Source organism: Pseudomonas flavocrustae (assembly GCF_029872515.1).
Lineage (GTDB): Bacteria > Pseudomonadota > Gammaproteobacteria > Pseudomonadales > Pseudomonadaceae > Chryseomonas > Chryseomonas aestiva.
The window spans coordinates 272,374-297,221 of record NZ_JAPDIQ010000005.1; the positions used below are offsets into that span (position 1 = coordinate 272,374).

The 24,848-nt window shown below is 67.2% G+C and carries 23 protein-coding genes and 1 riboswitch; of the genes, 13 read left to right on the forward strand and 10 right to left on the reverse strand.

The window, feature by feature from the left end; translation table 11 throughout:
* Positions 1 to 5 precede the first annotated feature (5 nt).
* Complete coding sequence (locus tag OMP44_RS13595) at positions 6 to 1,823, reverse strand: alkaline phosphatase family protein (RefSeq protein ID WP_280308876.1); 1,818 nt, start codon at positions 1,821 to 1,823, stop codon at positions 6 to 8.
* A gap of 133 nt (positions 1,824 to 1,956) precedes the next feature.
* On the opposite strand from OMP44_RS13595, the gene OMP44_RS13600 reads away from it, so the two are divergent.
* The gene (locus OMP44_RS13600) at positions 1,957 to 2,739 is read left to right on the forward strand and encodes an aldolase (RefSeq protein ID WP_187980299.1); all 783 of its coding nucleotides are present in this window, start codon (positions 1,957 to 1,959) and stop codon (positions 2,737 to 2,739) included.
* Positions 2,740 to 2,748: 9 nt separating this feature from the next.
* Here OMP44_RS13600 and OMP44_RS13605 read toward each other — a convergent pair whose 3' ends face one another.
* Together OMP44_RS13605 and OMP44_RS13610 are read right to left on the reverse strand one after the other, a co-directional pair.
* Entirely contained in the window at positions 2,749 to 3,030 is a 282-nt protein-coding gene (locus OMP44_RS13605) for a hypothetical protein (protein WP_187980298.1), read from the reverse strand.
* Between the two features lie 370 nt (positions 3,031 to 3,400).
* Positions 3,401 to 5,488 carry a PAS domain-containing protein gene (locus OMP44_RS13610; RefSeq protein ID WP_280308880.1) on the reverse strand — a complete coding sequence of 696 codons (2,088 nt, stop codon included), beginning with the start codon at positions 5,486 to 5,488 and terminating at the stop codon, positions 3,401 to 3,403.
* Positions 5,489 to 5,804: 316 nt separating this feature from the next.
* Here OMP44_RS13610 and OMP44_RS13615 point away from each other — a divergent pair, with 316 nt between their 5' ends.
* Together OMP44_RS13615 and OMP44_RS13620 are read left to right on the forward strand one after the other, a co-directional pair.
* Positions 5,805 to 7,166, forward strand: coding sequence for an MFS transporter (locus tag OMP44_RS13615; RefSeq protein ID WP_133861371.1), 1,362 nt, complete (start codon positions 5,805 to 5,807; stop codon positions 7,164 to 7,166).
* A 151-nt stretch (positions 7,167 to 7,317) separates the two neighbouring features.
* The gene (locus OMP44_RS13620) at positions 7,318 to 8,388 is read left to right on the forward strand and encodes a 2-isopropylmalate synthase (RefSeq protein ID WP_280308882.1); all 1,071 of its coding nucleotides are present in this window, start codon (positions 7,318 to 7,320) and stop codon (positions 8,386 to 8,388) included.
* Here OMP44_RS13620 and OMP44_RS13625 read toward each other — a convergent pair.
* Together OMP44_RS13625 and OMP44_RS13630 are read right to left on the reverse strand one after the other, a co-directional pair.
* Positions 8,369 to 9,157: an AraC family transcriptional regulator gene (locus OMP44_RS13625; RefSeq protein WP_187980295.1), complete on the reverse strand. Its 789-nt coding sequence runs from the start codon at positions 9,155 to 9,157 to the stop codon at positions 8,369 to 8,371. The two genes, OMP44_RS13620 and OMP44_RS13625, sit on opposite strands and share 20 nt — an antisense overlap.
* A 4-nt stretch (positions 9,158 to 9,161) precedes the next feature.
* Entirely contained in the window at positions 9,162 to 9,656 is a 495-nt protein-coding gene (locus tag OMP44_RS13630; protein ID WP_187980294.1) for a MarR family winged helix-turn-helix transcriptional regulator, read from the reverse strand.
* A gap of 78 nt (positions 9,657 to 9,734) precedes the next feature.
* On the opposite strand from OMP44_RS13630, the gene OMP44_RS13635 reads away from it, so the two are divergent.
* Positions 9,735 to 10,949, forward strand: a complete 1,215-nt coding sequence (locus tag OMP44_RS13635) for an MFS transporter (protein WP_273863035.1) — start codon at positions 9,735 to 9,737, stop codon at positions 10,947 to 10,949.
* On the opposite strand, the gene OMP44_RS13640 is transcribed toward OMP44_RS13635, so the two are convergent.
* The gene (locus tag OMP44_RS13640; protein WP_187980293.1) at positions 10,946 to 12,307 is read right to left on the reverse strand and encodes an ATP-binding protein; all 1,362 of its coding nucleotides are present in this window, start codon (positions 12,305 to 12,307) and stop codon (positions 10,946 to 10,948) included. The genes OMP44_RS13635 and OMP44_RS13640 overlap by 4 nt on opposite strands.
* On the reverse strand, positions 12,304 to 12,969 hold the full coding sequence (locus tag OMP44_RS13645) for a response regulator (protein WP_044341620.1): 666 nt from the start codon (positions 12,967 to 12,969) through the stop codon (positions 12,304 to 12,306). The genes OMP44_RS13640 and OMP44_RS13645 overlap by 4 nt, the downstream gene beginning before the upstream one ends.
* A gap of 153 nt (positions 12,970 to 13,122) precedes the next feature.
* On the opposite strand from OMP44_RS13645, the gene OMP44_RS13650 reads away from it, so the two are divergent.
* Both OMP44_RS13650 and OMP44_RS13655 read left to right on the forward strand, forming a co-directional pair.
* Positions 13,123 to 13,389, forward strand: coding sequence for a PepSY domain-containing protein (locus OMP44_RS13650; RefSeq protein ID WP_133861367.1), 267 nt, complete (start codon positions 13,123 to 13,125; stop codon positions 13,387 to 13,389).
* Entirely contained in the window at positions 13,389 to 13,937 is a 549-nt protein-coding gene (locus tag OMP44_RS13655) for a cytochrome b/b6 domain-containing protein (protein WP_133861366.1), read from the forward strand. The genes OMP44_RS13650 and OMP44_RS13655 overlap by 1 nt, the downstream gene beginning before the upstream one ends.
* On the opposite strand, the gene OMP44_RS13660 is transcribed toward OMP44_RS13655, so the two are convergent.
* Positions 13,934 to 14,890 (reverse strand): cation diffusion facilitator family transporter, encoded by a 957-nt coding sequence (locus OMP44_RS13660; RefSeq protein WP_280308889.1) that lies wholly within the window; start codon positions 14,888 to 14,890, stop codon positions 13,934 to 13,936. The two genes, OMP44_RS13655 and OMP44_RS13660, sit on opposite strands and share 4 nt — an antisense overlap.
* A gap of 243 nt (positions 14,891 to 15,133) precedes the next feature.
* On the opposite strand from OMP44_RS13660, the gene OMP44_RS13665 reads away from it, so the two are divergent.
* Positions 15,134 to 16,807 carry a phosphoethanolamine transferase gene (locus OMP44_RS13665; protein WP_280308890.1) on the forward strand — a complete coding sequence of 558 codons (1,674 nt, stop codon included), beginning with the start codon at positions 15,134 to 15,136 and terminating at the stop codon, positions 16,805 to 16,807.
* A 78-nt stretch (positions 16,808 to 16,885) separates the two neighbouring features.
* Positions 16,886 to 17,428, forward strand: coding sequence for a cytochrome b (locus tag OMP44_RS13670; RefSeq protein ID WP_133861363.1), 543 nt, complete (start codon positions 16,886 to 16,888; stop codon positions 17,426 to 17,428).
* Here OMP44_RS13670 and OMP44_RS13675 read toward each other — a convergent pair.
* The gene (locus OMP44_RS13675; RefSeq protein ID WP_187980289.1) at positions 17,425 to 18,261 is read right to left on the reverse strand and encodes an SMP-30/gluconolactonase/LRE family protein; all 837 of its coding nucleotides are present in this window, start codon (positions 18,259 to 18,261) and stop codon (positions 17,425 to 17,427) included. The genes OMP44_RS13670 and OMP44_RS13675 overlap by 4 nt on opposite strands.
* Positions 18,261 to 18,833 (reverse strand): manganese efflux pump MntP, encoded by a 573-nt coding sequence (gene mntP, locus OMP44_RS13680; protein WP_187980288.1) that lies wholly within the window; start codon positions 18,831 to 18,833, stop codon positions 18,261 to 18,263. Before mntP ends, OMP44_RS13675 begins: the two co-directional genes overlap by 1 nt.
* A 4-nt stretch (positions 18,834 to 18,837) precedes the next feature.
* Positions 18,838 to 19,005, reverse strand: a riboswitch (yybP-ykoY riboswitch).
* Positions 19,006 to 19,454: 449 nt separating this feature from the next.
* Between mntP and pstS the strand changes: the two genes are divergently transcribed.
* The 5 genes from pstS (at position 19,455) to OMP44_RS13705 (ending at position 24,742) form a co-directional block, all read left to right on the forward strand.
* A complete protein-coding gene (gene pstS, locus OMP44_RS13685) occupies positions 19,455 to 20,468 on the forward strand; it encodes a phosphate ABC transporter substrate-binding protein PstS (RefSeq protein WP_007160735.1) in 1,014 nt (337 codons plus the stop codon).
* 76 nt (positions 20,469 to 20,544) lie between these two features.
* A complete protein-coding gene (gene pstC / locus OMP44_RS13690) occupies positions 20,545 to 21,519 on the forward strand; it encodes a phosphate ABC transporter permease subunit PstC (RefSeq protein WP_187980287.1) in 975 nt (324 codons plus the stop codon).
* Entirely contained in the window at positions 21,519 to 22,394 is an 876-nt protein-coding gene (pstA, locus tag OMP44_RS13695) for a phosphate ABC transporter permease PstA (RefSeq protein WP_044341612.1), read from the forward strand. The genes pstC and pstA overlap by 1 nt, the downstream gene beginning before the upstream one ends.
* A gap of 5 nt (positions 22,395 to 22,399) precedes the next feature.
* Positions 22,400 to 23,164, forward strand: coding sequence for a phosphate ABC transporter ATP-binding protein PstB (pstB, locus tag OMP44_RS13700; RefSeq protein WP_133861360.1), 765 nt, complete (start codon positions 22,400 to 22,402; stop codon positions 23,162 to 23,164).
* 291 nt (positions 23,165 to 23,455) lie between these two features.
* The gene (locus tag OMP44_RS13705) at positions 23,456 to 24,742 is read left to right on the forward strand and encodes a putative porin (RefSeq protein ID WP_187980286.1); all 1,287 of its coding nucleotides are present in this window, start codon (positions 23,456 to 23,458) and stop codon (positions 24,740 to 24,742) included.
* Positions 24,743 to 24,848 lie beyond the last annotated feature (106 nt).

Below are 24,848 nucleotides of genomic sequence, written 5' to 3' on the forward strand. Positions count from 1 at the left end.
ATGGATCACAGCCCGACCGAGCGTCCCTTGAAGCCGGCGGCATCGAAGTAGCGGGTGTCGCCGACATTCTGGGTCTTGAGTTCGGTGACCAGCCCGCCCGCCGCCGGTGCCGAGCGCTGCACCTGATGGCTGGCCTTGACCGGCTTGCCGCCCTCCAGACTCTCGCCGATCACCCGGCCGACCAGTTGCCCCTTGGCCGGGATCTCCAGGTGCAGCAGGTGCGCCAGGGTCTGTCCAACGTCGGCGTTGCTGACCGGACTCAGGTCGACGAAGCCCTTGCGGAAGTCCGGACCGATGGCCGCCATGAAGTTGTGGGTATCGCCGCGGCTGAAGCTGCCGTGCATGCCCTGGCCCTGCTGCAGCCCGGTGTCGGCCACTTCCACGGCGCAGACGTCGGGTTTGCCGCAGCCGCTGTCATAGGAGCGGAAGTTGACCACGATGGCCGGATAGGGGGTGAGCGCCGAGCCCTTGAGGTTGATCGCCGAGAGCGGCAGGGTGCCGGGGATCTTGCCCAGGTCGTCGTCGACGAACAGGCCGCTGACGTAATCCTGCTTGAGCAGCGCCGCGACCACCTTGGGCGCCAGCGCCTTGGCATCGCCCTGGGGCAGATAGACCAGGTCCGAACCGCCGTTGGCCGCCACCACCACCTCCGGCTTGGCCGCGTCGGGGCCGATCAGGCCATTGGCCTTGCTCGGGTGCTGGCCCTGGTCCATCGCCACCGCAGCGCCCTTGGCGTCCGGATCGAGCAGCGGCAAGTTCAGCGCGGCGGCGAGATCCAGGGCGAGGAAGCCGGGCGGCAGCTGCCCCTTGGGCACGTCGGGGTAGCTGGCCTTGGCCGCCGGACTGGTCTTGCTCTCCTTGGAAATGGTGGAGAAGCCGTGGTCGGCGCTGACGAAGATGTCGGTGTTGCCGTCCAGGCCCAGTTCCTTCAGCCGGGCGCGCAGGGCGCCAAGGTTGGCATCGACGTTGCGGATGGCGGCCAGGCTGGTGGGGCCGTTGATGCCCGGGGTGACCTTGCCCAGGCTGTCGCCCTGGTTGTGCTGGGTGCCGTCGGGATCGCGCGACCAGAACACCAGCACGAAGGGCTTGCCGCTTTCCTTGAAGCGCGGCAGCAGCACCTGGTTGGTGACATCGAGGAAGTAGCGCTGCTGCTCGACGTTGGCGCTCAGGGTGCCAGGCATGGTGGCGTTGCCGGCCTTGCCGTTGGCGCCCCGGCTCGGGGCTTCCAGCGGCAGACCGGCCTGTTTCAGGGCGTCCTGCATGGCCGCGCTCAGGGGAATGCCGGTGGGATGGCCGGTGGAGTCGTCGACGATCACCGTCTTCTCGCCGTCGCGGGCGGTTACGTCCTGGATGGCCACCGGGCCGAGCTTGCCGACGGCGGCGGTGGAGAGGCCCGCCTGGCGCGCGGCGGCGAGCAGGGTTTCCTCGTCCAGGTAGTTGCCGGCGAAATGTTCGTCGACGTCGCCCAGGACCTCGTCGTTTTCCAGGAAGGGTGTGACGCTGTTGTTCGCCCCTGGAACCGGGAAGGCGGTGTAGATCGTGTTACTGAAATCCCCGGTGTCGCCCAGGTAGTGCCCGGTGGCCAGGGCCGAGGCATTGGGCGTGGTGAAGGTCGGGAACAGCGAGTGGCTGTTCTGGAAGTTCACGCCCTCGCGCCGCAGCTGGGCCAGATTCGGTGCGGTCTGGGCATCGACGATGTTGGCGCGCAGGCCATCGGGGATGAAGAGGATGACGTTGCGCGCCGGTTCCGCGGCCATGACGGCCGAGCTGGCAAGTAGGGCGAGACTGCAGGCACGGGCAAGACGGGTAGGAAGGAGCGTCATGGAAGATTCTCTGCGCAGGTGGAAAGACAGCAGAGATGTAACAAGGGATTGCTGCAATTTTATGATGACAACGCCGTGACAGGGGGGCGGCATCCTTTGTGCAACGGCTGGGTCCCCGTCCAAGGAGCTGCCCATGGCCCACGCCTTCGAGAGTACCGTCGCCGCTACCCGTCACCCTGATCTGGATACCCCGGTCATCCGCCAGGCCCGCATCGATCTCGCCGCCTGTTTTCGCATGGCCGCCCGCCTGGGCCTGGGCGAGGGGATCTGCAATCACTTTTCCTTCGTGGTGCCCGGCCACGACGACCTGTTCCTGGTCAATCCCTATGGCCTGGCCTTCGCCGAGGTTACGGCGTCCGCGCTGCTGATCTGCGACTTCGCGGGCGGTGTGGTCGTGGGGGAGGGGGCACCCGAGGCCACCGCCTTTTATATCCATGCCCAGCTGCACCGGCTCAATCCCCAGGCGCGGGCGGCCTTCCACACCCATATGCCCCACGCCACGGCGCTCTGCCTGCTGGAGGGCGACCCCTTCGTCTGGGCCGGGCAGACCGCGCTGAAGTTCTATGACCGCCTGAGCGTGGACGAGGACTACAACGGCCTGGCGCTGGATGCGGCCGAAGGCGAACGCATTGCCCGGGCGGCGGGTGACGCGGCGGTGGTCATGCTGAAGAATCACGGACCGCTGGTGCTGGGACCGAGCATCGCCGAGGCCTGGGATGATCTCTACTACCTGGAGCGCGCCGCCGAGGTGCAACTCAAGGCCATGGCCAGCGGCCGGCCGTTGAAGCCAGTGGCACCGGCCATCGCGCACGCCGCCTGCCAGCAGCTGCTGCAGGGCAACGCCGACAGCGCCCGGCTGCATCTGGAAAGCGTGAAGCGCCAGCTGCTGCGGCTGGAGCCGGATTATCGGGACTGAAAGGGACGGTCAGCCGCCGCGGCTGCGACGCTGCGGCAAGGCCTGCGGTTGCGGGGTGGAGCGTTCCAGCGCGGCGGCCGCGACCGCGGGCAGCTGGGCATCCAGTTGTTCGACCAGCCGCTCGCGCAACTGGCGCTTGAGCTCGCGACTCATGTCCAGCTGGCCATGATGATCCAGCGCCAGAAAGCCCTGGCGGAGCAGATCGATGGACAGGGACTGGACGTCGGCGCCGAGGGGGCAGACATCGAAGGCGAGCGACTGAGCGTGGGCTGACGGCATCCTGGTGATCATGACTGTCCCTCCTGGACCTGAGCCTCATCTTGCCAGGCCCGGCAGAGGGCGCTGCAGTGGCAAAGCGCGGACCCGTGGACTGCTGCGCATTTTGTCGACGCGAAAAAAAAGCCCGGGATCCTCCCGGGCTAAAAGCGCAGATGTCAGCTTCTACGATGCCTTTCGGCATGGAGGAGAGCTTGCCACCGCCCGCCTTATGGCTGCCTTAACGCCGCTAGCGAATCAACTCGGCCAGCAGGGCCATGCAGGCGATGGTGGTAAAGATCAGCAGCAGGTGAAGCAGGGAGAGCTTGTCCATGGGCGAGGGCACGGGTAGCGACGCAGAGGGCGGATGATAGCAAAGAGCTATCACATGTTGCCCGGTCGCCGCTCAGGACGGCTGCAGCATCGCCTGGATCCGTCGCTCAAGGGTATCCAGGGTGAAGGGCTTGGTCAGGACCCGCATGCCGGCGTCGAGATCGCCGTCCCCGATGACATTGGCCTCGGCATAGCCGGTGATGAACAGCACCGGCAACTGCGGCCGTAGCCGGCGCAAGGCATCGGCCAGCTGGCGGCCATTGAGCGTCCCCGGCAGGCCGACGTCGGTCACCAGCAGATCCAGAGGGGTAGCAGACGTGACCAGTGCCAGGGCGGTGGCGGCATCGGCTGCCTCCAGCACCTGGTAGCCCTGGGCGAGCATGGCATCCACCAGCAGGGTGCGGATGGTCGGCTCGTCATCCACCACCAGGATGGTCTCGCCCCGGCCGGGCCGGCTGGGTTCGAGCTCGGGATAGATCGGCGCGCTGGCCACCGGTGCCAGGCGCTGGCGCGGCAGATAGAGATGTACCCAGGTACCGGCGCCGGGCGCGGAGTCGATGCGGATCTCGCCACCCGACTGCAGCACGAAGCCGTGCACCATGGACAATCCCAGGCCGGTGCCCTGGCCAATGGGTTTGGTGGTGAAGAAGGGGTCGAAGGCCCTGTCGAGCACCTCGTCGCTCATGCCGCTGCCGGTATCGCCCACGCTCAGGCGCACATAGTCACCCGGGGGCAGCGCCTGGCGCTCGGCCTGGGTCTCGTCCAGGCGCTCGTTGCTCAGGACGATACGGATGCGCCCGCCGTCGGGCATGGCGTCGCGGGCGTTGAGGCAGAGGTTGAGCAGGGCGTTTTCCAGCTGCGCGCCGTCGATGTGGGTCAGCCAGAGCCTGGGATCGGCCTCGCGCTCCAGGGCGATCTGCGGGCCGATGCTGCGCTGGATGAGGTCTTCCAGACCGATGACCAGTTGCTCCAGGGCCACCGGCTGCGGATCCAGGGTCTGGCGACGGGAAAAGGCCAGCAACCGGTGGGTCAGGGCGGCGGCGCGCTGGGCGGCGCTGCGGGCGGTGCCGGTGTAGCGCTCGAGGTCCTGCAGCCGGCCCTGGCGCAGGCGCAGGTCGAGCAATTCCAGCGAACCGAGGATGCCGGTCAGCAGGTTGTTGAAGTCATGGGCGATGCCACCGGTGAGCTGGCCGACGGCCTCCATCTTCTGCGATTGCCGCAGGGCTTCTTCCATGAGCCGGATGCGCTCCTGCTCGTTGAGGCGCTCGGTGACGTCATAGGCGAACTGATAGGCGCCGATGCGCTGGCCCTCGGCGTCGAGCAGCGGACTGAATTGCAATTCGTAATGATGCTGCAGCGATCCCCTGTGCACCGAGATGATGGTGCTGAACGTCTCGCCGGCGAAGGCGCGGCGCCAGTACGCGAGGATGCCGTCACGCAGGTCAGGCCGCCGCTTCAGGCTTTCGCTGAAGGAGTCGCCGATGCGCGGCCTTACCCCGATCACCTCTTCGAACACCTCGGCGCCGGAGCCGTTGACCGCCAGCCAGCGGAAATCGAAGTCCAGTACGTGGATCATGGAGCTGGCGGCGTCCACCACGTTGGCCAGGATGCGATTGGCGACCAGCGCCGCCTGCACCCGCTCTTCGAGGGTTTCGTTGAGTTGCCGCAGGGCCACCTCGGCGCGCTTGCGTGGGGTGATGTCCTGGAACAGCACGGCGACCTGGCGGCGGCTGGCCGGCTCGATGCGAAAGGCGGTCAGCTCCAGGTAGCGCCCGGTGGCCACCAGTTCCTGCTCGAAGCGGATGGCTTCGCCCGTACGCAGCACATGGCCATAGCGATCCAGCCAGGCCTGGGCCTCGTCGCCGACCATGTCGCGCAACTTCTGGCCCACCACGTTGGGAATGCCGGCATGGGCGGCATAGGCCGGATTGGCCTCGACATGCACGTAGTCGCTCAGCGGCCCAAGGGGGCCGTCGATGAATTCGATGATGCAGAAGCCTTCATCCATGGCGTTGAACAGGAACTGGTAGCGTTCGCTGGCCAGGGTCGTGCTGTTTTCAGGAGGCGCAACGCGGGCGTCGAGCTGCTGGCGCAGCTGCTGATTGCTCTGCTCCAGCTCGGCAAGGCGCGCCAGCAGGGAAGGGATGTCGGCGACAGGCACGGCAGGCTCGGCAGGAGGGATGAGGCGACGGCTTCGCTTCAAAGACCGGCATTAGACGACCCGGGATGAGAAAGTGCCAGGCGCGTCACAGATTCTTCACGGCGGTGTCCACGGGCCGGGCGGGTGCCAGGCGCGAGTACCAAGGCGGGCTTGAGAGGCCCGCGTCTAGCCTCTTGAGAGATGTCTGACCACTCTGCTTTGGGTGGATTGACACCTTCGAAAGTCACTCATACGATGTCATATGAATATCTGGTAACAGCTTTCCAACGACCCCGGTTCACGCCGGTCAATAACAACAAGTCAGGAAGCCCATTCAATGACTATCCAGGTCACTCCCGAGACGGAGTCCGCCCTGCGGCCGCAGGTCCCGCCCGTCGCCGCTACCCAGCAAGCCTCCCGCATCACCCGCTACCGCTGGCTGATCTGCGCCCTGCTGTTCATCGCCATCGGCATCAACTACATCGATCGCCAGATGATCGGCATCCTCAAGCCCACGCTGCAGGCGGACCTGGGCTGGACGGAGACCGACTACGCCAAGATCGTGTTCTGGTTCCAGTGCGCCTATGCCATCGGCTTCCTGACCTTTGGCCGCATCATCGACAAGGTCGGGGTGCGCATCGGCTATGCCCTGGCTTTCACCATCTGGACCATCGCCAGCATCGGTCACGGCATCGCCCATACCGTCACCCACTTCGTGCTGGTGCGCTTCACCCTCGGCTTCGGCGAGTCCGGAAGCTTTCCGGCCAGCCTCAAGGCGGTGTCGGAATGGTTTCCGCAAAAGGAACGTGCCCAGGCCACCGGGTTGTTCAACGCCGGCACCGCCATGGGTCCGATCATCACACCTTTGCTGGTTCCGGCCATCACCCTGGCCTGGGGCTGGCGCGCGGCCTTCATCTCCATCGGCATCGTCACCGCCCTGTGGCTGATCGCCTGGCTGCTGATCTATCGCCGTCCCCACGAGCACCCCAAGGTGAGTCGTGAAGAGCTGGCCTACATCCAGGCCGACGACGGCTCCCCGGTGGCGGCCACCCCGAGCGCCCCGACCAAGATCTCCTGGTTCAAGCTGCTGACCTTCCGCGAGACCTGGGCCTATGCCGCCGGCAAGTTCCTCACCGATCCGATCTGGTGGCTGTACCTGTTCTGGCTGCCGGACTTTCTCGGCAAGACCTACGGCTTGAATCTGAAATCCTTCGGTCCGCCGCTGATCGCCATCTACATCCTCGCCGACATCGGTTCGGTGATGGGCGGCTGGGGCTCTTCCAAGCAGATGAAGCTGGGCCGCAGCGCCAACCTGGCGCGCAAGACCACCATGCTGCTCTGCGCCCTGGCGGTCGTGCCCATCGTCACTGCCCAGTTCGTCTCCAGCCTCTGGCTGGTGGTCGGCATCATCGGCCTCGCCGCCGCGGCCCACCAGGCCTGGTCGGCCAACCTGATGACGCTGCCGTCGGACCTCTTCCCCAAGGAAGCCGTGGCCTCGGTGATCGGCATCGGCGGTACCGCCGGCGCCATTGGCGGCATGCTGATGACCACCTACAACGGCTACATCCTGGAGATCTTCAAGTCCTACCAGCCGATCTTCATCGTCGCCGGCAGTGCCTACCTGGTGGCCATCGTGGTCATCCATGTGCTCACGCCACGACTCAAGCCGGTGCCGCTGGAGCGCATCTCGGTGGGCTGACCTGGGAGCGCTGACAGAGAAGCCGCCGGGGCCTTCCCCGGCGTTTTTTTTTCGCCCGTCGCTGTCCGGATCGCGCAGGGGGCTGTCCTGCTCGCGAGCGCAGCGGACCGGTGGGGCGGTCAGACTCTGAGGCCCAGCCCTGGAGTCCCCCATGCTCAAGCAACCCCAGACCAAGTACCGCGCCTTCGCTGCGCCCTCGTTACCCGACCGCCAATGGCCGGGCCGTCAGCTGACCCAGGCACCGCGCTGGTGCTCAACCGACCTGCGCGATGGCAACCAGGCACTGATCGAGCCCATGGGGCTGGAGCGCAAGCGGCGCTTCTTCGCCCTGTTGCTGGCGATCGGCTACCGGGAAATCGAGGTGGCCTTTCCGGCGGCGTCCCAGACCGACTTCGATTTCGTGCGCGAACTGGTCACCGCGGACGGCCTGCCGGACGATCTCTGGCTGCAGGTGATGACGCCGGCACGCAGCGAACTGATCGAGCGCACCTTCGCGGCCCTGGTTGGGGCACCCCGCGCCATCGTTCATCTCTACAACGCCACCGCGCCGCTGTTTCGCCGGGTGGTGTTCGACCAGAATCGCGCCGCCACCCTGGCCATGGCGGTGGCCGGTACCCAGCGGGTGCGTGCCCTGTGCGACGCCCAGCCGGAGACGGCCTGGATTTATCAGTATTCGCCCGAAACCTTCTGCTTCACCGAAGCGGACTTCGCCCTGGAGATCTGCCAGGCGGTGCGCGAGGCCTGGCAGCCGTCGGCGGACCGCCCGCTGATCCTCAATCTGCCGGCGACGGTGGAAGTGGCCACGCCCAACGTCTATGCCGATCAGATCGAGGGCTTCATCCGCGGCCTGGGTCCGGCGCCCCACGTGACCATCAGCGTTCATCCGCACAACGACCGCGGCACCGGCGTCGCCTGCGCCGAACTGGCCCAGCTGGCCGGGGCCACGCGGGTGGAGGGCTGCCTGTTCGGCAATGGCGAGCGCACCGGCAACGTCGACCTGGTGACCCTGGCGCTGAATCTCTACAGCCAGGGGATCACGCCGGGGATCGACTTCTCCCGTCTGGAGGAGGTGGCCAGCGTGGTGGAAGCCTGCAATCAGCTGACCATTCATCCGCGCCATCCCTATGGCGGTCGCCTGGCCCTGGCCGCCAATACCGAGCAGGGCGCGGCCCTGGGACTCGTCGATCCGGCCGAGCTGGGACTCAGGGCGCGGCGGGGCTGACCGCGTCGGGCAGACCCGCCTGGCCGCGATAGGCCGAGGGCGATACCCCCAGCACCTGGCGGAAACGGGTAGCGAAGGCACTGGGGCTGGCGTAGCCGTGGTCCAGGGCGACGTCGACGATGGCGTGGCCGGCGGCCAGGGAGGTCAGACTGGAATCCAGTCGCGCCCGCTGCAGCCACTGGCCGAAGGTCAGGCCGGTCTCCTTGAGGAACAGTCGGCTCAGGGTGCGCTCGCTGACCGCCAGTCGCGCGGCGGCGCCGGTCAGCGTCCAGCGTTCGCCCGGGTGCTGGCGCAGGTGGCGGCAGAGTTCAGCGAGGGTGGCATCCCCCGGCCAGGGCAGGTGCAGTCCGGCGGTGGGCGAGCCCTGCAACTCGTCGAGCATCAGCTGCAGAATATGGTGGGCGCGCCCTTCGGCAAGTCTGTCGGCAGGCAGGGGCAGGGCGGCCAGGATGAGTTCGCGCAGGAGCGGCGAGACGGCGATCAGCTGGCAGCGCGTCGGCAGCTCGGCCCGTACCTGCGGATCGACGAACAGGGTGCGCACCTCGACGCGGCCCAGCAGGTGCAGGTCGTGCTCTTCGCCGGCGGGCACCCAGACGCCCCGTCCGGGCGGCACCACCCAGCGGCCCTGGGCGGTGTTGACGATCACGATGCCGCAGAGCGCATGGATCAGCTGCGCCTGGCGATGGCTATGGGGCGGCACCCGTTCGCCATGGGCATAGTCCTGGGCCACGGCGTGCAAGCCGTTGCATGAGCTGAAGTCGATGAGCATGGCGTCAGGCCGTCGCGCGGCTGGCCAGCCACTTGCCCAGCAGGGCGTCCAGCTGCTGCTGCTCGGCCTCGCTGAGGGTTGCCAGGGCCCGGCGCTCGTTGTCGACGTGGGCGGCCATCAGGCCATCGATCAGGGCGAAGCCGTCCGCGGTGAGGGCCACCAGGGTACTGCGGCGATCCTCGGGATTCCTGCGCCGCTCGATCAGGCCGGCTCGCTCCAGGCGGTCGAGGCGATTGGTCATGCCGCCCGAGGAGATCATGGCCGACTCATAGAGCACCGTGGGACTCAGGGCGTAGGGCTCGCCCGCTCGCCTCAGGGTGGCCAGGACATCGAACTCGCCATAGTGCAGTCGGTGCTCGTCGAAAAAAGGCTGCAGCACATCGCGATTGAGCACCTGGGCCACTTCACCCAGGCGGCCCACCAGGCGCATGGGCAGGGCATCCAGGTCGGGGCGCTCGCGATGCCACTGGTCCACGGCGAATTCGGCGCGATCGGCCATCGGCTTACCTCGGGAATATATCTTGATGTTAAGATACTTCTCATCAAGAGAAATACCGCGTCATTCTGGAGATTGTCCATGCTTTCCGCTTCACCTTCATCCCCGACCACACCCGCGCCGCGCCAGGACGCCTTTCTCGCCGTGCTGCTGGTGCTGCTGGTCGGCCTCAACCTCAGACCCATCCTGGCCGCCATCGGCCCGTTGCTGGATGGCATCCAGGCCGCCACCGGCCTGGAAGGCAGCGGCGCCGGGGCGCTGACCACCCTGCCCATCGCCGCCATGGGTCTCTGCGCCCTGGGCGGCGCCCGGCTGCAGGCCTGGCTCGGCGAGCGCCGTGGCATCGCCCTCGGCCTGCTGCTGCTGGCCCTGGCCAATGCGCTGCGCTGGGAACAGCCGAGCGGCCTGGGGCTGATCCTCACCGCCGGTCTGGGTGGCGTCGGTATCGCCCTGGTACAGGCGCTGATCCCCGCCTACATCCGTCGCTGCCATCCGCAGCGCACCAGCACCCTGATGGGCCTCTACACCACCGGCATCATGGGTGGGGCGGCCGTGGCGGCGGCCACCGCCGCGCCCCTGGCCGAACAGTGGGGCTGGGCCCAGGGCCTGGCGCTCTGGACCCTGCCGGTGCTGCTGGCGCTCGGCGTCTGGCTGGCCCTGGCGCGTCCGGATGCGCCGGCGCAGCACGCGGCACCCCGCGCGCAACCCTGGCGGCAGCGCCAGGCCTGGCTGCTGCTGGCCTTCTTCGGCATCGGTACCGCCGCCTATACCCTGGTGCTGGCCTGGCTGCCGCCGTACTACACCGGCCTCGGCTGGCAACCGGCCGACAGCGGCCTGCTGCTGGGCGGCGTGAGTCTCGCCGAGGTCAGCGCCGGCCTGCTGCTGTCGGCCACCATCGCCCGGCTGAGCAATCGCCGGCCGCTGGTGCTGGGGGTGCTCGGCGTGGTGCTGGTGGGGTTGCTGTGCCTGGCACTGGCGCCGCTGCAACTGGCGGTGCCGACCGCCATCCTGCTCGGCCTGGGCATCGGCGCGCTGTTTCCGCTGTCGCTGATCCTGGCGATGGACCAGGTGCGCGATCCCGCCGAAGCCGGTGCCTTGCTCGGTTTCGTCCAGGGCGGTGGCTATCTGATCGCCAGCCTGGCGCCGCTGGCCGCCGGCATCCTGCGCGACCATCTGGACAGCCTGGCCAATGCCTGGCTACTGATGGCGGTGGGCGTGGTGCTGCTGATGGGCCTCGGCCTGCGCCTGACCCGACCCGCGCGGCCGGTCCTGGCGCGCGGTTGCCAGCAGGCCTAGCCCGCGCGCGGCAGGCGCAACTCCACGCAAAAGCCGCCCCGCGCCCGATTGCTGAAGCTCAGGGCACCGCCCAGGCGGCGGGTGATGGTCTCGACGATGGCCAGCCCCAGCCCAGCGCCCTGGGGGTTGCCGGCGCTGTAGAAACGATCGCACAAGCGCGTCAGTTCGGCCTCGTCCACCCCGGGGCCGCGATCCTCCACCCGCAGCAAGACGCCCTGGTCCTGGCTGGTTTCGATGCCGACTTCCACCGCACTGCCGGCGGGGGCGAAGGCCAGGGCGTTGGTCACCAGATTCTGCAGGGCGATGGCGATGGCGTCCGGATCGCCGAGCACCGCCGGTCCGGCCTGGGCCGCCAATACCAGTTCCACCTGCCGCTTCAGTGCCAGGGGCGTCAATTCCGCCAGCTCCTCGCGCACCAGGGGCTCCAGGTCCAGCGCCTGGACCTGGGTGGCGCCGGGTTCCAGGCGCGCCAGGGTCAGCAGCTGGCTGGCCAGGCGGGTGGCCCGGCTGACGCCCTGGCGCAGATAGCCCAGGGCTTCGTCGCGTTCCTCGGCCGTCTCGGCGCGCTGGGCGTTCTGCGCATGCAGGTCGAGGATCGCCAGCGGCGTACGCAATTCGTGGGCGGCGTCGGCGATGAAGCGCCGCTCCCGGTCGAGCAGGGCGCGCAACTGGGCAAGCTGGTGATCCAGGGCGCCGCGCATGGGTTGCAATTCCGGCGGCAGCGGGCCGCCCGGCAGCGGCGCCAGACTGTGCGGGTCACGCGCGCGCAGGCCGCGGGCGAAGTCCTGCAGCGGTCGCAGGCCCCAGCCCAGCAGCAGCCAGAGCACCCCGACCAGCAGCGGCAGGCCCACCAGGGTCGGCCAGAGGGTATGGCTGACGATGCGCTGGATCAGGTCCTGGCGCAGGTCCTCGCGCTCGCCGACCCAGATGCGCAGGCCGCCATCGGCGGTACGCACCAGCATCCCGCACCATTCGCGTCCGTTGTCGAACACCTCGTGCAGTCCTTCTGGCGGCACCTCGGTCAGCCGCGGCGCATTGCCGGAACGAGCCAGCAACTGACCATCAGCGGTCCAGATCTGGAAGGTCAGCTGGTTCTCGTAAGGGTGCGCCGGCACGCTGCCGGGCACGGGTTGCATGGCCCGATCGAACACTCGAATCAGCTCCGGCCAGCTGGCCGCCGCCGGCGTGCCGGCCTGCAGCAGGCCTTCCAGCAGGCGCGCGCCCTGGACCAGCTGGGCGTCGTAGATGCCCTCGATCTCGCGATGGCTGTCGCGCAGGGCCAACAGCGCGAGGGCCAGGCTGCCGGCCAGCACCAGGGCCAGGGTGGGCGCGAGGATGCGGGTGCGGATGGCGATCATGGCTGACGCTCCAGCAGATAGCCCACCCCGCGCACGGTGCGGATCAGGCCGCTGTCGAGTTTCTTGCGCAGGTTGTGGATGAGCACTTCCAGGGTGTTGCCCGAGGCGGCTTCCTGCCAGCCATAGAGGGCGTTGCTCAGCCGCTCGCGGGTGATGACGGCGCCCGGTCGCAGCAGCAACTGGTGCAGCAGCTGGTATTCCATGGGCGTCACCGCCACCTCGGCGCCGTGGTAGTGCACCACCTGGCTGGCCGGATCGAGGCTGATGCCGGCGTGCTCCAGCAGCGGTTGCGCGCGACCACAGCTGCGGCGGATCAGGGCGCGCAGGCGTGCCTTGAGTTCGTCCAGGTCGCAGGGCTTGACCAGGTAGTCGTCGGCGCCGGCATCCAGGCCCTGGATGCGATCGGCCTTGGCGTCGCGAGAGGTAAGCACCAGCACCGGCACCTGGCCGTCGGGCTGGCTGCGCAGGCGGCGCAGCAGGTCGAGGCCGTCGAGGCGCGGCAGGCCCAGGTCCAGCAGCACCAGGTCGAAGCGCTCGGACGCCAGGGCGTGCTCAGCGGCCAGGCCGTCAGCCACCCAGTCCAGGGTATAGCCCTCGCCGCGCAGAGCCATGCGAATGCCCTGGGCCAGGGCCGCGTCGTCTTCCACCAGCAGTACCCGCACGATCGCCTTCCTCTCTCGGCAATGCCGCCAGGGCGCCATCATCGCCGGCGTCCTGGCGCAGCGGCAGGGGCAACTGTTACCGGGCGTTGCGTCCTAAGACTGCATTAAGCTTCGGCGCCGAGTCTGGCCACTCCAACCACGAGGAGTGTCGCCATGCGCCGCCTGCTGCTGCCGTTGCTGTTCGCAAGTCCCCTGGCCCTTGCCGCCGAACCCCAGTGTACCCAGGCGGACAAGTCCACCTGGCAGGACGCCGAGAAATTCCAGGCGCAGCTGCGAGACCAGGGCTACGAGATCAAGAAATTCAAGATCACCAAGGGCAACTGCTACGAGATCTACGGCTTCGACAAGGACAAGCGCAAGGTCGAGATCTATCACGACCCGGTGAGCGGCAAGGCGGTCAAGAGCGAGATCGGCAGCTGATGAAGACGGCGACCGTGCGGCTCTGGGACCCCCTGGTACGGCTGTTCCACCTGTCGGTCGCCGCCGCCTTCTTCGCCAACTATTTCTTCAACGAGAAGGGCGCCTTCTGGCACCGCTGGATCGGCTACTACGCCAGTGCCTGGCTGCTGGTGCGGCTGGTCTGGGGCTTCGTCGGCCCGCGCAGCGCGCGTTGGAGCGACTGCTGGCCGACCCGTGCGCGGCTGAGCGCTCACCTGCGTGATCTCTGGCAGGGGCGGCCCCATCATCGCCTCGGCCATTCGCCCCTGGGCGCCCTGGTGATGCTGCTGATGATGGCTGCCATCGGCGGCCTGGGCGTCACCGGCTTTCTCATGCGCGAGGTGGATGCCCTCTGGGGCGCCGACTGGCCCGAAGACCTGCACGCGCTGTTCGCCAACGGCCTGCTGGCGCTGGTCTGCCTGCATGCCGTGGCCGCCGTGGTGGAAAGCCTGCGGGTGGGCGACAACCTGCCGCTGTCGATGCTGACCGGTCGCCGCCGCCCGCTGGATGAGTCTTCCCCGCGTGACTAGGCGCAGTGCCCGTCGAGGGTGCCGGGCGGATCCACCTGTACCGTCACGTGCTGCAGGCCGTGGCGACTGCGCAGCAGCTCGCCCACCAGGGTCGGCAGACGCAGGGGGTCGCTGCCCGGCGCCGGGGTGATGTGCAGGGTGGCGATGCGGGTTTCGTCGGTCAGCGTCCAGACGTGCAGATGGCCCACCTCGGCCACCTCCGGCAGGGCGCGGACCGCCGCCGTGGCGCCGGCCGTGTCGAATTCCCGCGGCGCCGCCTGCAAGAGCACCGCGCCGGCATCGCGCACCAGGGTCCAGGCCGATTTGACGATGAGCAGGGCGACCAGGATCGACAGCGCCGGATCCAGCCAGGTCCAGCCGGTCCAGAGGATGCCCAGGGCGGCGACGATGGCGCCCACCGAACCCAGCAGGTCACCGGCCACATGGAGCAGGGCGCCGCGCAGGTTGCTGTCGTCCTTGTGGCCGCTGTTGAGCACCACGAAGCCGACGATATTGACCACCAGGCCGATCACCGCCACCACCAGCATGGGGCCGGAGAGCACCTCGGTGGGCTCGCGCAGCCGCATGATGGCTTCCCAGCCGATCCACAGCACCAGCAGCAGCAGGGCGACGCCATTGGTCAGGGCGGCGAGGATGCGTACCCGGTGGAAGCCATAGGTGAAGCGCGCATTGGCCGCCTTGGCCGCCACGCGGTAGGCCACCAGGGCCAGCAGCAGGGCCGCGGCATCCGAGACCATGTGCCCGGAATCGGCGATCAGCGCCAGGGAGCCGGACCACCAGCCGCCCACGGCCTGGACGATGGCGTAGCCAAAGGTCAGGACGAAGACCAGCTTGAGCTTGCGCTCGTTGGCGGCGGTCACCCGCGGGGCGTGGGAGTGACCATGGCCATGGTCGTGGTCATGCTGATGGTCGTGGTCGTGGTCGTGGTCGTGGTGAGGGGTGGAGCCACTCATCTACAGGTCTCCGAAGCGTTGAGGAGGCAGAGGGCAGAGGCCCTTTGCCGATTATCCTGAAGCCTGAAGTGACTTCAGGGTCAAGCCGGTCGGCTGGCATCTGACCTCTCGGCTCATCTGTTACCGCGCATGAGCCGCTAAGACTTCATTAAGGTTCGCCCCTCAGGGTAGCGGCTCCCTGTCGCTGGAGCCCGCCATGCCCGCTTGCCTTTGCCTTTCCTCGCGCGTACGCAGGGCACCCTGATGCTGCTCGCAGCCTTCTCCCGCCCGCGCGCCTCGGGCTGGCGGCCCTGGCGCAATCTGCTGCTGCTCAGCAGTCTGAGTTGCCTGCTGTTGCTGGCCGACGACGTCCTGCAGCAAGGCTTCACGCCAAACAACCGCGCCGAGCTGGAAGCGGGCTATGTCGCCGCGCTCTGGGTGTTCAGCCTGGCGCTCTGGCTGAGCAACCTGCCGCGCCTGGCGGCGGTCATCCTGCTGGGATTCGCGCTGATGCAGCTGCTGCAGCTGGGCAACCTGAGTTTCTTCGGCGAGCCGCTCAGCGCCATCGACATCCAGGCCCTGCTGGGCGATACCGCCGAGGTGCGCCAGACGCTGTGGCTCAGCCTGCCCGAACACTGGCCGGTGCTGCTCTGCGTGGGCCTGCCCTATGGCCTGCTGCTCACCCTGCATCTCCAGCTGCCAGGCCGGGTACCGCTGCCGGCCAGTCGCTGGGCGCTGCTGCTGATCGCCGCGGTGCTGCTGTCCAAACCCTATCGCGCCACCTACCGCAACCTCGACGCCTTCGTGCCCAGTCCCAGTCGCAGCGGTCTGCACAACAGCCTCAACGCCTTTTCCGCCTGGGCGGTGCGCCTGGCCGGGCGGGACGATGTCGTCCTGCCGCCCACCGCCTATGCACCCTATGGCCTGGCCCCCATACCCAGCACTGCGCGGCATGTCTGGCTGGTGGTGGCCGATTCCCTGCGCAGCGATCGCCTGGGCGCCTTTGGCTACCCGCGCGATACCAGCCCCAGGCTGTCGGCCTACCTGGCGGCCAATCCCCAGGCGCTGATCCGACCCGGTATCGCGGCGGGGGTGGCCACCGACGTGAGCCTGCCCTATCTGCTCAATCCGATCCGCGAACCGGGCCAGGACCAGCGCCTGCGCAGCGGCGAGATCAATCTGTTCCGCTTCGCCCAGGCCGCCGGCTTTCGCACCCATTGGCTGTCGTCCCAGGAGTCCAAGCTGCTGGCGCACCTGGGCAGTCGCTACCTGGACGTCTCCATCACCCGCGAGGACCATCCGCTGCGCTTCCTGCAGCGCCAGGATCGCGCCCTGCTGGAGATCCTCGACGAGCAGCAGTGGGCGCCGCGCAACTTCGTGGTGCTGAATCTGCGCACCGCGCACCTGCCCTATGCGCAGAACTACCGGCACGAGAGCACCCCGGCGCCCTGGCCGGATAGCGGGGCCGAGGGCCAGGCCAATGCCTATGACAATTCCCTGCACTATCTCGACGGCCTGCTCGCCGAGATCCTTGCCGATTTCGATCGCCTGGAGGGTGAGCGCTATCTGATCATCACCGGCGATCACGGCCAGCGGCTGGGGGAGGGCGGTCACTGGGGCCATAACGACCTGGTGCCCGAGGTCAGCGACGTACCGGTGATCGTGGTGGCGCGGGACGCTCCACCCCAACCCCTGGCCGAGCTGCAGGGCGAGCGCTGGATCAGCCACTACGAGGCCGGCAGCTGGCTGGCGGAGCGCCTGGGGACCCGCCTCGACAATCCCAATCGCCGCCCCGACGAACACTTCGTCCATGGCAAGCTCCTGTTCAGCGACAACTTCGTACAGCGCGTCTGCGAATCGCCCACCGGCCTGGTGCACCAGCCGCCGCAGCAATTGAGCAAGCTGCTGCTGGATACCGCGGAAAACCCCTGTGGCTAGGGCCTTGCACCCATACCTTCAACCCCCGGGCGCCGCTACACTGCCGGCGCCTCTTCACCTCAGTAGCAGGATCCCGTCATGCCTTCCGCCTCTCCTGTTTCCCGCTATGCGCGCAGCGCCCGGCTGCTGCACTGGCTCATGGCCCTGCTGGTACTGCTGGCCTATGGACTGATCCTCAATCGCGGGCAGTTCGAGCGAGGCTCGCTGGAGCGCCAGTGGGTGGTGCTCAGTCATTTCTGGGTCGGCCTGCTGGTCCTGGCGCTGGTCCTGCCGCGGCTGCTGGTGCGCCACCGCCATCCGGTACCGCCGATCACGCCGCCGCTGGCGAAGAGCCTGGAGACCGTCGGCCGGCTGACCCACTACGGGCTCTATGCCTTTCTGCTGGCCCAGCCGCTGCTCGGACTGTTCACCGTCTGGCTGACCATCGGCGCGGTCAAGATCCCTTCCAGCACCTGGGCGCTGCCTTCGCCCTTCCCGGTGGACCCGGAACTGGCAAAGACGCTCAAGGGCGTGCACCTATGGCTGGGCAAGGCCTTCTACTGGGTGATCGGCCTGCACGTGCTGGCCGCGCTCTGGCATCACCTGGTGCGCAAGGACGATACCCTGAAGCGCATGCGCTAACGCGGCTCGAGGGCGATGATGCGGTTGCGTCCGCCTTCGGCCAGCAGGTAGCCGTCGCCCCGTGGCAGCAAGGCCTGGGGCGCGCGTAGGAAGGTCAGGATGGCGCGCGGGGCTGACTGGCGATCCCAGAGCAGCAGGCGGGCGCGGTGGGTGGAGTCTTCGCTGATCCACAGGCCGCGCCGGTCGCAGAGCAGAAAACTCGGCTCGCGCAGTTCGCTCAGCGCCGGCGGATCACGGCCGTCGTCGCTCAACTGACGCACCAGGCCGCGGGCTTTCTCGGTATAGAAGGCCGTGCCATCCGGGCAACGGGTAAAGGACTCCGCCTCGTTCAGGTGGTCGCGCAGCACGGTCAGGCTGCCATCGGCGGCGTCGTAACGCAGCAGGCGCCCTTCGCCCTTGCGGTCTTCCACGGCATAGAGCCGCTCGCCTTCGGCCCAGAGGCCCTGGGCGTTGATCCCGGTGAAGAGATCGCGACTGCCGGCGGCGTCGAACCAGCGGATGGGGTGGGTGCCACCTTCCTGGCTGTAGGCGAAACCGTTGCGGTAGGGCACCAGGCCATCGGGCTTGTACAGCCCCTCGCTGAGCACGCTGCGCCGGCCCTGGGCATCGATGCGCAGCAGCCGGCCCTTGCCGTCCTTGAGTTCTTCCGCGGTGAGCAGGGCATCGCCCTGCCAGGCCAGGGCACTGGCCTTGGCGATGTCGCCATGGGCCACTTCGTAGCGCCAGCCCGGAGCGGCCTGGGCCGGCCAGAAGCGCTGCCAGGCGAGAAAGCCCAAGGCTGCCAGCAGCAGGGCGGCCAGGACGAGGAGGGCGCTACGCCAGGGCCGGGCCATCAGCTGGCCACGGTGGCCAGGTGCTCGTGGAGGATGGCCGCGCCGATCACGATCAGCACCACGCCACCGAGCATCTCCGCGCGCTTGCCGACCAGATTGCCCATCACCCGGCCCAGCATCACGCCGGTGGTGACCATGATCATGGTGGCGAGGCCAATGGCCAGGGCGGCGGTGATGATGTTGACGTCGATGAAGGCCAGGCCCACGCCCACGGCGAGGGCATCGATACTGGTGGCCACGGCGGTCAGGGCGAGCAGCATGAAGGAATGCTGGCGGGGCTTTTCCTCTTCGGCCTCGGGCGCGCCGAAGCCGGCCCAGATCATGCGCAGGCCGAGCACGGAGAGCAGGGTGAAGGCGATCCAGTGATCCCAGGGCTGGACGTACTGGGCGGCGGTGAGGCCGACGGCCCAGCCGATCACCGGGGTGATGGCTTCGATGACGCCGAAGATGGCGCCGGTACGCAGGGCTTCGCGCAGGCAGGGCTTGTGCAGGCTGGCACCCTTGCCGACGGCGGCGGCAAAGGCATCGGTGGACATGGCGAAGGCCAGGAACATCAGGGAAGCGGGATTCATCGTGACAGCGCCGGCCGGGCTCGATCCACAAGGCACCCCCGCACGCCCGGCATGGCGCGGTGATGCCTCTGGTCTCGCCAACCCTGACTGGCTGTCCTGACCACGGCGGTTGCCGAGTATGTTGATCAGGACGCTTTCCACCGCGGTGGAAGCAGGCTACTCCCCAAAGAGGCCGCCACCTTACCCATCCGGATAGAGAAAGTCTATCTTGTAGATAGTTCTAATATATATAGCCTTGGCTAAATTTCTGCTGCCAAGCCGCCCTCACGGATGCGCCGAAAGGCCTGCAAGGCCCGCCATGGCTGGATCGTGGCCACGGCACAGGCTGCTGAGACGACCGCGGGCGGCAGACAGGCGTGTCGTCTGGTGACCACCGGAGGTCGCCTGTAGAGGTTGGCCAGGACGAAGGCGACCCCTCTGCCGTCCGCAGTGCGGGGTGGATTGTCGAAGCGGCCTGCTGCGAGGCCCAGGCGCGGATACCTTGGCTTGCCAGCGCAGGAACGGTAGCCGCCGCCCGCAATGATGGCGCTCTGCCGTCCCTGTTTCGTCATGCCGCTGACACTTAATTGTCACATTTCGGCAATAGCCTAGCGCCAGCCCTCACTAGGTAATGGAGCCACCATGAAACGCACGTTCAGCCTCTCTCTGTTGTTGTCGGCCTTTTGCCTGAGCACCGCCGCTCACGCCGTGGATGTCACGGGCGCCGGCTCGAGCTTCGTCTTCCCCGTTCTGTCGAAGTGGTCGCAAGGCTTCAGCGAGAAGACTGGCAACCGTATCAACTATCAGTCCATCGGCTCCGGCGGCGGCATTGCCCAGATCAAGGCCGGCACCGTGGACTTCGGTGCCACCGACGCCCCCATGAGCACCGACGACCTGCAGAAGGGCGGTCTGGGCCAGTTCCCGACCATCATTGGCGGCATCGTGCCGGTGATCAACGTGGAAGGCATCGAGCCCGGCAAGCTGAAGCTCGACGGTCCGACCATGGCCAAGATCTTCATGGGCGAGATCAAGACCTGGAACGACCCGGCCATCGCCGCGCTGAACCCCGGCATGAAGCTGCCTGAGGGCGCCATCACCGTGGTGCGTCGTTCCGACGGCTCCGGCACCTCCTACAACTTCACCAACTACCTGGCCAAGGTCAGCCCGGAGTGGAAGGAGAAGTTCAACTTCGGCACCACCGTCAACTGGCCGGTCGGTGTGGGTGGCAAGGGTAACGAGGGTATCGCCGCCTACGTGAAGCAGATCAAGGGCTCCATCGGCTACGTCGAGTACGCCTATGCGCTGACCAACAAGATGACCCACGTGCAGCTGAAGAACGCCGCCGGCAACTTCGTGCAGCCCGAAGCCAAGAGCTTCCAGGCCGCCGCCGCCACCGCCGACTGGAAGAGCGCCAAGGACTTCAACCTGCTGATGACCAACGCCCCGGGCGCCGACGCCTGGCCAATCACCGCCACCACCTGGATCGTGATGTACAAGGAACCCAAGAACGAAGAGCGCAGCAAGGTCGCCTTCGACTTCTTCAAGTGGTCCCTTGAGCATGGCCAGAAGGATGCCGCGGCCCTGGATTACGTCCCGGTCCCGGACACCCTGGTCAAGCAGATCGAAGGCTACTGGGCGTCCGACTTCAAGAAGTAAGCACGACTGTTCCGCCGCCTGGATCCCCTGGGGTCCAGGCGGTTTCGCGCGTCCTTCCAGGTAGACGGAAAGCTCCATGACCGACCAGACCCTGCCCCTCTCCGCCGTTCAGGAACAGCGCATCCGCCGGGATACCCGCGCCGATGTCTGGTTCCGCCGGCTGCTGTTTTCCGCCGCGCTGCTGGTACTGCTGGTACTGGTCGGCGCCGCCGCGTCCACCCTCTGGGGCGGTCGCCATGCCTTCATGACCTTCGGCCTGGACTTCATCACCTCGGCCGAATGGGATGTCGGCGCCGAGAAATTCGGCGCCCTGGTGCCCATCTACGGCACCCTGATGACCTCCTTCATCGCCCTGCTGCTGGCCGTGCCCACCGCCTTCGGCATCGCCCTGTTCCTCTCGGAGATCGCGCCGCCCTGGCTGCGCGGCCCGGTGGCCACCGCGGTCGAGCTGCTGGCGGGCATTCCCTCGATCATCTACGGCATGTGGGGCCTGTTCGTCTTCGGCCCCTTCATGGCCGCCTACATCTCGCCCTTCATCAACGACTACCTTGGCGCCATCCCGGTGATCGGGGTGCTGTTCCAGGGCCCGCCGCTGGGCATCGGCATGCTGACCGCCGGCATCATCCTGGCGATCATGATCCTGCCCTTCATCACCTCGGTGATGTACGAGGTGTTCCGCAGCGTCCCGGCCCAGCTCAAGGAATCGGCCTACGCCCTGGGTTCCACCACCTGGGAAGTCTGCTGGGACATCGTGCTGCCCTACACCCGCTCGGCGGTGGTCGGCGGCGCCTTCCTCGGCCTGGGCCGCGCCCTGGGCGAGACCATGGCGGTGACCTTCGTGCTGGGCAACGCCCACCAGTTCTCGCTCTCGCTGATGATGCCGAGCAGCTCCATCGCCTCGGTGATCGCCAACGAATTCAACGAGGCCTACACCGATCTGCACCGCTCTTCGCTGATCGCCCTGGGCTTCCTGCTGTTCGTGGTGACCTTCTTCGTGCTGCTGGCGGCACGGCTGATGCTGTCGCAACTGTCGCGCAAGGCAGGTAACTGATGCACATCGACGCCTATCTCTATCGCAAGCGGCGGATCAAGAACGGCCTCGCGCTGATCTTTGGCAGCGCCGCCGCCGTGCTCGGCCTGGGTTTCCTGGCCTGGATCCTCGGCACCACCCTGATCAAGGGCGTCAGCGCCCTGAGCCCGGCCCTCTTCGTCGAGATGACGCCGCCGCCCGGCGCCGCCGACGGCGGTCTGGCCAACGCCCTGTTCGGCAGCGTGCTGATCACCCTGCTGGCCACCGCCATCGGCGCGCCCATCGGCATCCTCGCCGGCCTCTGGCTGGCCGAATACGCCCGCCACTCCAAGCTCGGGCTGGTGGTGCGTTTCGTCAACGACATCCTGCTGTCGGCGCCGTCGATCGTCATCGGCCTGTTCATCTACACCGCCGTGGTGGTGACGCTGAACCAGTACTCCGGTGGCAGCCTGGGCTTCTCCGGTTTCGCCGGCTCCCTGGCACTGGCCATGCTGGTGGTGCCGGTGGTGACCCGTACCACCGACGAGATGATGCAGCTGCAGCCGCCGGCCATGCGCGAAGCGGCGCTGGCCCTGGGCATTCCCCAGTGGAAGGTGACCCTGCAGATCCTGCTGCGCGCCTCCCGCGCCGGCGTGGTGACCGGGGTGCTGCTGTCCATCGCCCGCATCACCGGCGAGACCGCACCGCTGCTGTTCACCGCCTTCGGCAACCAGTACTGGAACGCCGACGTGCTCAAGCCCATGGCCACCGTGCCGGTGACCATCTTCCAGTTCGCCATGAGTCCGTTCGAGAACTGGCAGCACCTGGCCTGGGCCGGCGCCCTGCTGCTGACACTGTTCGTGCTGCTCCTGAACCTCTCCTCTCGCTTCTTCTTTCGTAACCGGGATTCCAAGTGACTACCATGCAGACGCAGATACCGGAACTGCAGGCGCGCGACGTCGGCTTCCGTTACAAGGGCCACCAGGCGCTCAAGTCGATCAACCTGGACATTGCGGCCAAGCAGATCACCGCCATCATCGGCCCGTCCGGATGCGGCAAGTCCACGCTGCTGCGCATCTTCAACCGCATCTACTCGGAATACCCGGGGCTGGAAGCGAGCGGCGAGATCCTCATGGACGGGGAGAACATCCTCGATCCCAAGTACTCGCTGAGCCGCCTGCGCAGCACCATCGGCATGGTGTTCCAGAAGCCGGTGCCCTTCCCGATGTCGATCGCCGACAACGTCGCCTACGGCATCCGCCATCACGAGCGGCTGTCCCGCGTGGAGCTGCAGGATCGCGTCGAGCAGGCGCTGCGCGGCGCGGCGCTGTGGGACGAGGTCAAGGACAAGCTCAACCAGAGTGCCCTGGGTCTCTCCGGCGGTCAGCAGCAGCGGCTGTGCATCGCCCGCACCATCGCCCTGCGTCCGCGGGTGCTGCTGCTGGACGAGCCGACCTCGGCCCTGGACCCCATCTCCACCGCGCGCATCGAGCAGTTGCTGGCCGAACTCAAGCAGGAGTTCACCGTGGTCATCGTCACCCACAACATGCAGCAGGCGGCGCGCTGCTCCGACGTCACCGCCTTCATGTACCTGGGCGAGCTGATCGAAGTGGACAAGACCGACAAGATCTTCACCAAGCCGGACAGGAAGCAGACCGAGGACTACATCACCGGTCGCTTCGGCTGAGGATTTCGCCGGCACTCGGCAAGGCCACTCCCCGGAGTGGCCTTTTTCTCGGGCGGTCGGAAAGCGCCGGGCCAGGGCGTCCGCTCAGCGTGTTCCATTCCGAGCCACTGGCGAGCCGTCCGGGATGAATGAAGGTTTGATTAAATTTTTCTTTATATTCAATGGCTTGAATTAAAAGCTTTATCTTCCTGCAAGCAAAATGACATCTCTTCTGCCGAGACTGACCCAGCTTCGTGACGGGCTGCACTGCCAGCCATCACTCCCTGGATAGTCTTGAAAGGAGATCTGCCGATGTCTGTTAACCCTTATCGATTCACGGCGCTGTTCTCGGGCGTGCTCCTGGCCACCTGCTCGGCCGCCGCGAGTGCCGCGGTCGATGAGAAGCTGCTCGACATGCTCAAGGCCAACGGCTCCATCACCCCGGCCCAGTACAGCGAATTGCGCGGCGATCTGCAGCAGGAGCAGCAGGCACGTGCCGCCCAGGTCGCCCAGCAGCAGAAGACCTCCGATTTCGAGAAGAAACTGGCCTGGGCCGCCAAGACCCAGATCAAGGGCGACGTGCGGGTGCGCCACGAGAGCATCGACATCAGCGGCGAGCCGAACAACGGCCGCGACCGGGACCGCCAGCGCATCCGCGCGCGACTGGGCGCCTACAGCGAAATCAATCCGCAGGTGGACACCGGCATCCGCATCGCCACCGGCGGCGGCGACGATGCCCGCTCCACCAACCAGGACCTCAACGGCTACTTCAACAAGAAGCAGCTCTGGCTGGATCAGGCCTACATCGACTACCACCCCACGGCGCTGCCGAATCTGCATCTGGTGGGTGGCAAGATGGGCCAGCAGTGGGTGAGCACCGGCGATGTCATCTGGGACGCCGACATCAACCCCGAAGGCCTGGCCGGCACCTACAAGTACGATCTGGGCGGCGGCGCCGAGCTGTTCGGCAGCACCGGCTACTACGTGCTCAAGGACAACGTCGACGGCGAAGGCTATGAATTCAAGCACGACCTGCGCCTCTACGCCGGTCAGCTCGGCAGCCGCTTCAACCTGGGCGATGCCGCCAAGCTGATGGTCGGTGGCAGCGTCTACGCCTACGACAAGGACCAGGACAGCACCTGCCCGACCACCGGCTCGGTCACCTCGCCCTGCGCCCTGGCGGTCAATGGCAACACCACCGACCGCTTCCAGCTCTACGAGGGCTTCGCCCAGCTGGACCTGACCAAGCTGTGGGTGCCGCTGTCCTTCTATGGCCAGTACGTGGTCAACGACAAGGCCGACGACGGCGAGGACACCGCCTGGCTGGTGGGCGCCAAGACCAAGCTGATGCAGCGGGTCGGGCTGGAATACAACTACCGCGATGTCCAGCGCAACGCCGTGGTCGGTGCCTTTACCGACTCGGACTTCGGCAACGGCTCGACCGGGGCCCGCGGCCACAAGCTCAAGCTCGGCTACGACATCGACAAGAACTTCGGCGTGGGCCTGACCTACTTCCTCGCCGAGTCCGATACCGCCAGCCGCTTCCGCCGCGACGCCGACGTCAAGACCCTGCAGCTGGACCTGGAAGCCAAGTTCTAACCACGACCCTGAGGTCGTGCTCCTCTTGAACCGCCCTCGGGTGGTTCTTTTTTGCCTGCTCGATGGAGAAACTCGCCTGGCAAATGTTGGGCTTCGCTGCACTCAA